This window comes from Paraburkholderia sp. Ac-20347, assembly GCF_017104805.1.
Taxonomy (GTDB): Bacteria; Pseudomonadota; Gammaproteobacteria; order Burkholderiales; family Burkholderiaceae; genus Paraburkholderia; species Paraburkholderia tropica.
The window spans coordinates 1-6,335 of the sequence record NZ_JAAGPN010000361.1; the positions used below are offsets into that span (position 1 = coordinate 1).

Consider the following 6,335-nt stretch of genomic DNA (forward strand, 5'->3'; position numbering starts at 1 on the left):
TGCCTGCAAGCGTTCGACAGACCGCTGACACATCGAAGGATGTATCCGGGGCGGCTCAAATTACCCGCGCTGCTCGACCTGATCGTCACCGACCCAACCCATCCGCGCGGCCTCTACGGCGTCTACGACCGGCTGCGCACGCGTCTCGACGAAATCGCCCAGGCAGCGGGCGGCCCGCGCCGCGAGCCGTTCGCCGCGCAGCTCGCGCCCGTCGATGCGCTGCCCGATCTCGAAGCGATCTGCGACCCCGGCGAGGACGGCCGCTATCCCGCGCTCACCGCGCTGTGCGACGCGCTCGCCGCGCGCATGGCGGCCGCCTCGAACGAGATCAGCGCGCGCTGGTTCAGCCACGCGATGCCGCTCGCCGCGCAGGTGTGGTCATGAGCGGCACGCGCCTGTCCGTCACGCATCGCACGACCTATCGCTATTCGACGCTGGTCGAAACGGCGCAGCATCTCGCGACCATCCGTCCGCTCGAACTGCCGTGGCAGCGCGTGCTCGAACACCGCGAGCGCATCGAGCCCGCGCCCTCGTATCAGACGAGCCGACGCGACGCCTTCGGCAACGACGTGCTGTATTTTTCGTTCGACGCGCCGCACGACTATCTGCAGATGACGATGGAAACGAGCGTGCTGCTCGCGCCGCGCTACGAAACGCTCGACGCCGACGCCACGCCCGCGTGGGAAGACGTCGCGAGCGCGCTGCGCTACACGGCGGGCGGCGCGTTTCATGCGGAGTCGGAGTTTTGCTGCGCATCGCCGAATATCGCGCTCTCGCCCGCGTTGCGCGCGTATGCGCTGGAGAGTTTCACGCCGGGCGCGCCGGTGCTCGCGGCGGCCATCGACCTGATGCAGCGCATTCATCGCGATTTCGACTATCGGCCGGCGGCAACGGCTTTCGATACACCGGCCGCGCGCGCCTTCGAACTGCGTCACGGCGTGTGTCAGGATTTCGCGCAGGTGATGATCGGCGGTCTGCGCTCGCTGGGACTCGCGGCGCGTTATGTGAGCGGTTATCTACGTAACGATCCGCCCGAGGGCGCGACGCCGATGATCGGCGCGGATGCCTCGCACGCGTGGGTGTCGCTGCACGTGCCGCAAGCGGGCTGGATCGATCTCGATCCGACCAACGACGTGCTCGCCGATCAGGGCCACGTGACGCTCGCGGTCGGACGCGATTACAGCGATGTGTCGCTGCTGCGCGGGGTCATTCTGGGCGGCGGCGCGCATCGCGTCGACGTGGCCGTCGACGTGCGGGCCGAGCCGGACGGCGTATGAGCGTGATCGGCGCGATCAGCGCAAAAAGAACGGCTTAGCTGCCGGCCAGCGTACCGGTATCCATCGACGCCACGAGCTTCGGCTGCGGCTGGCACTCGCACTGGCAGAGGTCGTTCTCGAGCGCGACCACCTTGCCCATCACGGTCATCGTGTGCGGACCGCCATCCGAGACGATCACGCCCTGCTTCGAGCAGGTCTGGCACATCACCGGCGCGCCGATATAGGCGAGCGGACGTCCGTGATACGACGATCCTTCAATACCGTCCATCACGACGCCGTTGTGGTCGGTCTTGTCGTCTTTGAGGATGAATTTACGGGTCATCTCCAGGGCCTCGGGAATGGGGTTCCGGCGTTGCGCCGATGGGACGGGAAATATACCAGCGTTTTCCTTTCGCTTCCTTTCCGGATGGCGCGCTCGGGCGCAATGTGGCCGTTTTCGTGGCCAACCCGGCAGTTTCACGCGCGAATATGACACGCGCGGGTTCGGGTCGGTCAAACGTCGCGCGGGCGCGGCGTGCCGCATAGTCCGGGGCACACCCGCCCCGGAGCCGCCATGCCAAGCCGCCACACGACGACGTCCAAGGACATCGACCGTCTCATCCGCAACCATCTCGCGAGGCTGGCGAAGCCCGGCGCGCTGTTCGTGCGGCCCGGCTACGAGATCGCGGGCGATCAGCTCACGGGGCGGCAGGCGATCGTCGTCACGGTGCATACGAAGCTCGCCGTGCTGCCCGCGAAGAACCGCCTGCCCGATTCGATCGGCCGCGTGCCCGTGGACGTGCGCGAGGCCACGGCGCTCCAGCGCCTGCGCGCCGAGGATCCCGCGGCGGCCACGCTCGCCGCCGCCTACGCGCGTCCCGAAGACGCCGCGCCCGACTGGCCCGACGAGCGCGAACTGCCCAGTGGACGCCTGCTGACCGACAAGCGCAGCGTGCTGCAAAAGACGCTCGCGAAACAGCTTGCGGCGCAGCCCTTCGTCGCGCACGCGCTCGCGGCCCACGCGAAGAAACCGGAGCTGCCCTACGTGCCCGCGCCCGGCGTGCCCCTCGACCCGCTCGCCATCACGAAGGCGACCATCACCGCGCATGTGAGCCCCGACGCGGGCCTGAAGACGCTGGAAGCCTTTCTCGCGGGCACGCGCAAGTCGCTGGTGGTGGGCATGTACGACTTCACGTCGGCGCGCATTCTGAAGGCCTTCGAGTCGGCGCTCGCGGGCAAGCGCACCTTGCAGATGGTGCTCGACAATCCCGCGCCGAATCCCACCCGCGACCAGACCGACGCGCAGACCGTCGAGCAGTTGAATCAGACGCTCGGCGCGCGGGCGAGCATCGCGTGGGCGCTGGAGCGGCAGGACGTGTACGCGGCCGCGTGGATCTTTCCGTACGCGTATCACATCAAGGTCATGGTCCGCGACGGCGACACGGTCTGGCTCTCGAGCGGCAATCTCAACAACAGCAATCAGCCCGATCTGAGCGCGCCGCCGCGCACCGAGGATCGCGACTGGCACGTGATCATCGAGAACAAGCCGCTCGCCGCGCTGTTCGGCGCGTATCTGAATCAGGATTATGCGAGCGCGCAGGCGCACCAGGCCGCGGCCATCGGCGCCGAGCCGGAACGCGCCATCGCCAACGCGCACGCGAAGCTTGCCGCGCAGGCGAGTCCGCCGGCGGCGGCGTCCGCGCTCATGCCGTTCGCGGCCACGAAGCCCGCCTACGTAAGCGCCAAGGTGTTCCGCAACGTCGACACCACCATCACGCCGCTGCTCACGCCCGACACGCTGCCCGGCTCGCCCGCGCGCGGCCAGTACGTCACGCAGATGCAGCAGTTGATCGAAAGCGCGCAGAAGTCGCTCTATATCCAGCTTCAATACATCGAGTCGTCGAACGGCAAGGGCGATTACGACGCCCTGCTCGCGACGATTGCCGCGCGCGTGGCGGCGGGCGTCGACGTGCGGCTGATCGAGAGCGCCGAATACGGCATGAAATGGGCCGAGAAGATGAAAGCGACAGGCGTCGATCTCACGGCCAATATCCGCCTGCAATCGAACGTGCACAACAAGGGCTTCGTGGTGGACTCGAAGATCGTGGTGGTCAGCAGCCAGAATTTCTCGCCCGCGGGCATCGAGCAGAATCGCGACGCGGGCGTGATCATCGAGTCGGCGCCGATCGCGGCCTGGTATGAGGCGGTGTTTGTTTCCGACTGGAATACGCGCGCGAAACCGTTCGTGGCGGGAGCGGAGAAGAAGGCACGGGTGAGGGGCGAAAAGCGTGGGTGACGCGTCCCGCCCCGCGCGCATCAACGAACCCTGGAAAGACGCTGACGCAGCAATTCCATCTGCGAAACCGCGTCTTCGATCGCCTTTTCCTTGCTCAGATCGCCACGGTTGCGCAGCGCCACGAAAAACGCCTCGGCGGCAACGGAACCCCGCATACGATTTTCGGCGCGGATATCCAGAGCAAGTTGCCTGAGTTCGTCCCGGCGCTCGATCCTCACGTCATGAAATTGAAGGAACGTGACGACACGATACGTTTCGCCGGTTTGCCGCACCGTCACACCCGCGGGCGAATAGAACCCCTCGTCCGCATCAATCGTCTCGGGGTCGATCAGGCGATCCCACTCTCCGAGCATGAACGCCGTGCGCACACGCTTCGGATTCGCCTGCACGTCGCTAAAACTCTTGCGCATCGCAAACACGAAGGGCGCGAACTGCGCTTGCCGAATACATTGATCCCAGATCGCGGGTCTACGCCAGTAAAGCTGGAAAAGCCGCAACAACGCCTTGCCTTCCAGCGTATTCGTCCCCGACATGAGGTCGACGAGCATCTGTGCGCGCGTGGACTTGTTGCCATTGCGCTGCCACGCCTCCATCAGCTTGAAGACGTCCTGGAAGTTGCCGGCAACTTCCGTAATCAGCGAGCCCAACGCGCTGCGCGAAAAGGTGTCTTCCGACTCTTCCTCGATCGCACTGCGGAATTGCCGCAGCGCGTCTCGCACATGTGACGCGGTGGCGTCGCGCTTCTCCGCTTCGTTCAGGAATTCCGCCAGCCAGTCATAGCCCACGGGAATCCAGCCATCGTGATCCGGCTCCGCCTGATTCGAATCGAGCAGGATATGCACGCCGGTGAAGCCGTCGAAGACCTTCTCCAACTGTTTGCGATAGTGTTTGAGCTGATTCTTCGATTGCGCCGAACCAAACTTGTTTTCGATCGCGATATAGCGTCGGCGTCCCGGGTCCACGACGAGCACATCGAGCGAACGCCCGGCAAGCTCGACCTCCGTGGTCACCACCGCCGCCGAAAAACCCTCGGTCTGCACGTTCGACGGCGCGAGAAAACGGCGCGTCTGAATATCGAGTTCGACGTCGCCGCTCTCCCACCACGCTCGCACGAGCAAAGACTGGATCGCGCGATCGCCCAAGCCGTGCCCCTCGCTCGGATCGAGCAGCCATGCGATGAAACGCGACACATTGACTTCCTTGGGATAGCAGATCCTCAGCGGCTCCCATGTTGCAGACGACGTCACGAGACGCATGACGTTCGTATCCCCGAAAAAAGCGTCGATCAGTGATTCGGTTGTATTAGCCATTATTATGTTTGAACGGTGTTGTTTGTCGCACGGATGCGTCACAAGCGCTTCGCCCCGGCGACGCTCATTGTATGACGCGTTGGGCGCGTGCTGCCGGCAAGGCACGCGCGTCATGTCGGCCGTCGCGACAGCGCCAATCCGACGATTAAACCGCCCCATCCGAGCCCATTACAAATCTTCCTCGCCGGTAAGACATAACAAGGAAAATCGCGAGAAATTTCATTCGTTCGGACTGCAACGTCACGCTGCGGGTTAACCGGAAGCCGCTTCCGGACGACAAATTCCGCTCAATGCGGATGCCCGCGCGATCTCGCGATTCCCACTGAAATCCCTTGATTGACGGGCTTTCACGCCGATAGAGGCACGCCCCAAAGACGCCTCGTCACGCGACTCCCCGAGACCTTTCGCACACAACTTTCCACCGCCGCAACACGCCAAATCCGGAATCATTACCGTGAAAGGCCGCTTTCAGCGACTTTTCACGCGTCGTTCTCGCCGCGAAAAACTCCCCGCTCGCGCCTTATTCCGCCCGCGTTCGCGTGCCCGCGCCGACGCGTGCAACGCCAGCGCCGACAAGGCTTGCACGGAACGCCACGCCGTCTCGCGACCATCCTCGTCGAGCCGATTTCAAGCCGCGTTTTTCGCCCTCGCCAACGCCCTTTTTCCTTGCGCATCTTGCGCATTTGTATACCCCCGGAAGGACTCGTAAGGCTTGAACCAAAGGCCCCATTGATTATTGCTTCACGCAACAGACGTAGACGCGAAGATGCTATCGCCGCTCGTCGACAACTTCCCCTATCGACGTAACGCGGGGGCGCGCATCCCTCTACGTGCGCCCCCTCCTTTTGTTTCAATCCGCCCAGGAGGCCCATCATGACCAGCCCTATCGGCTCCAGCAGCGTCGGCCACTCGTCGCCCTTGACGACGTTCGACCCTAACCGCAACAAGAACTCCGGCAGCGCAGGTTCCGCCGGCAACAATTCCGCCCAACCGGAAACCGTGCATCCCGGCACGCCGGTCGGTCCGCTCGGCCACAACATCAATACCACCGCATGACGAATTCGCTGTCGCAAGAGGCGCCGCTGAAGGCAAAGCGCGCACATCACCTGTCGCGTGCGGCATTGCATGGGCTGCGCGCCGCTGCGGTGATTGCACTCGCCTGCCTCACTCTGCCGCTCGAAGGCTGTGCGGTGGCGGCATTACCTTGCCGGCTCGTCTCGGCGACGGTGAAGATCGTGCCGGTGGTTGGGCATCCCGCAGCCGTGCCGTTCGACGCGTGCGCGGCGGCTATTGACTGATCGAGGTCCACTCGATGAAACGGGCGTCTCTGACCGCTTTCCTGACCTGCGCTGCCGCTGCAGCGCTTGCCGGCACGCTGGCCGCACCGGCGAGCGCCGACACGAGCTTCGAAGGGCGCATCACGCCGCTTCCGACGCCCGTCGTCAGCGCACCTGTCGTTGCGCCTGCCAGCGC

7 protein-coding genes are annotated in these 6,335 nt (G+C 64.7%); 5 read left to right on the forward strand and 2 right to left on the reverse strand.

Features of this window, described 5'->3' with window-relative positions; translation table 11 throughout:
• Positions 1 to 384: alpha-E domain-containing protein (locus G3N97_RS35280; protein WP_205997461.1), on the forward strand; the 384-nt coding region annotated here is incomplete at its 5' end.
• Positions 375 to 1,277, forward strand: coding sequence for a transglutaminase family protein (locus G3N97_RS35285; protein WP_346778165.1), 903 nt, complete (start codon positions 375 to 377; stop codon positions 1,275 to 1,277). The genes G3N97_RS35280 and G3N97_RS35285, both read left to right, overlap by 10 nt.
• Positions 1,278 to 1,311: 34 nt before the next feature.
• On the opposite strand, the gene G3N97_RS35290 is transcribed toward G3N97_RS35285, so the two are convergent.
• A complete protein-coding gene (locus tag G3N97_RS35290; RefSeq protein WP_065060899.1) occupies positions 1,312 to 1,599 on the reverse strand; it encodes a PAAR domain-containing protein in 288 nt (95 codons plus the stop codon).
• A gap of 231 nt (positions 1,600 to 1,830) precedes the next feature.
• On the opposite strand from G3N97_RS35290, the gene G3N97_RS35295 reads away from it, so the two are divergent.
• Complete coding sequence (locus tag G3N97_RS35295; protein WP_205997463.1) at positions 1,831 to 3,552, forward strand: phospholipase D-like domain-containing protein; 1,722 nt, start codon at positions 1,831 to 1,833, stop codon at positions 3,550 to 3,552.
• 20 nt (positions 3,553 to 3,572) lie between these two features.
• Here the strand turns inward: G3N97_RS35295 and G3N97_RS35300 are convergent, their stop codons facing one another.
• Complete coding sequence (locus G3N97_RS35300; protein WP_241031033.1) at positions 3,573 to 4,808, reverse strand: PD-(D/E)XK nuclease family protein; 1,236 nt, start codon at positions 4,806 to 4,808, stop codon at positions 3,573 to 3,575.
• A gap of 927 nt (positions 4,809 to 5,735) precedes the next feature.
• On the opposite strand from G3N97_RS35300, the gene G3N97_RS35305 reads away from it, so the two are divergent.
• Both G3N97_RS35305 and G3N97_RS35310 read left to right on the forward strand, forming a co-directional pair.
• Positions 5,736 to 5,918: a hypothetical protein gene (locus G3N97_RS35305; protein WP_205997465.1), complete on the forward strand. Its 183-nt coding sequence runs from the start codon at positions 5,736 to 5,738 to the stop codon at positions 5,916 to 5,918.
• 74 nt (positions 5,919 to 5,992) lie between these two features.
• Positions 5,993 to 6,160 carry a DUF6726 family protein gene (locus tag G3N97_RS35310; protein WP_309147634.1) on the forward strand — a complete coding sequence of 56 codons (168 nt, stop codon included), beginning with the start codon at positions 5,993 to 5,995 and terminating at the stop codon, positions 6,158 to 6,160.
• The last annotated feature ends 175 nt before the right edge of the window (positions 6,161 to 6,335 follow it).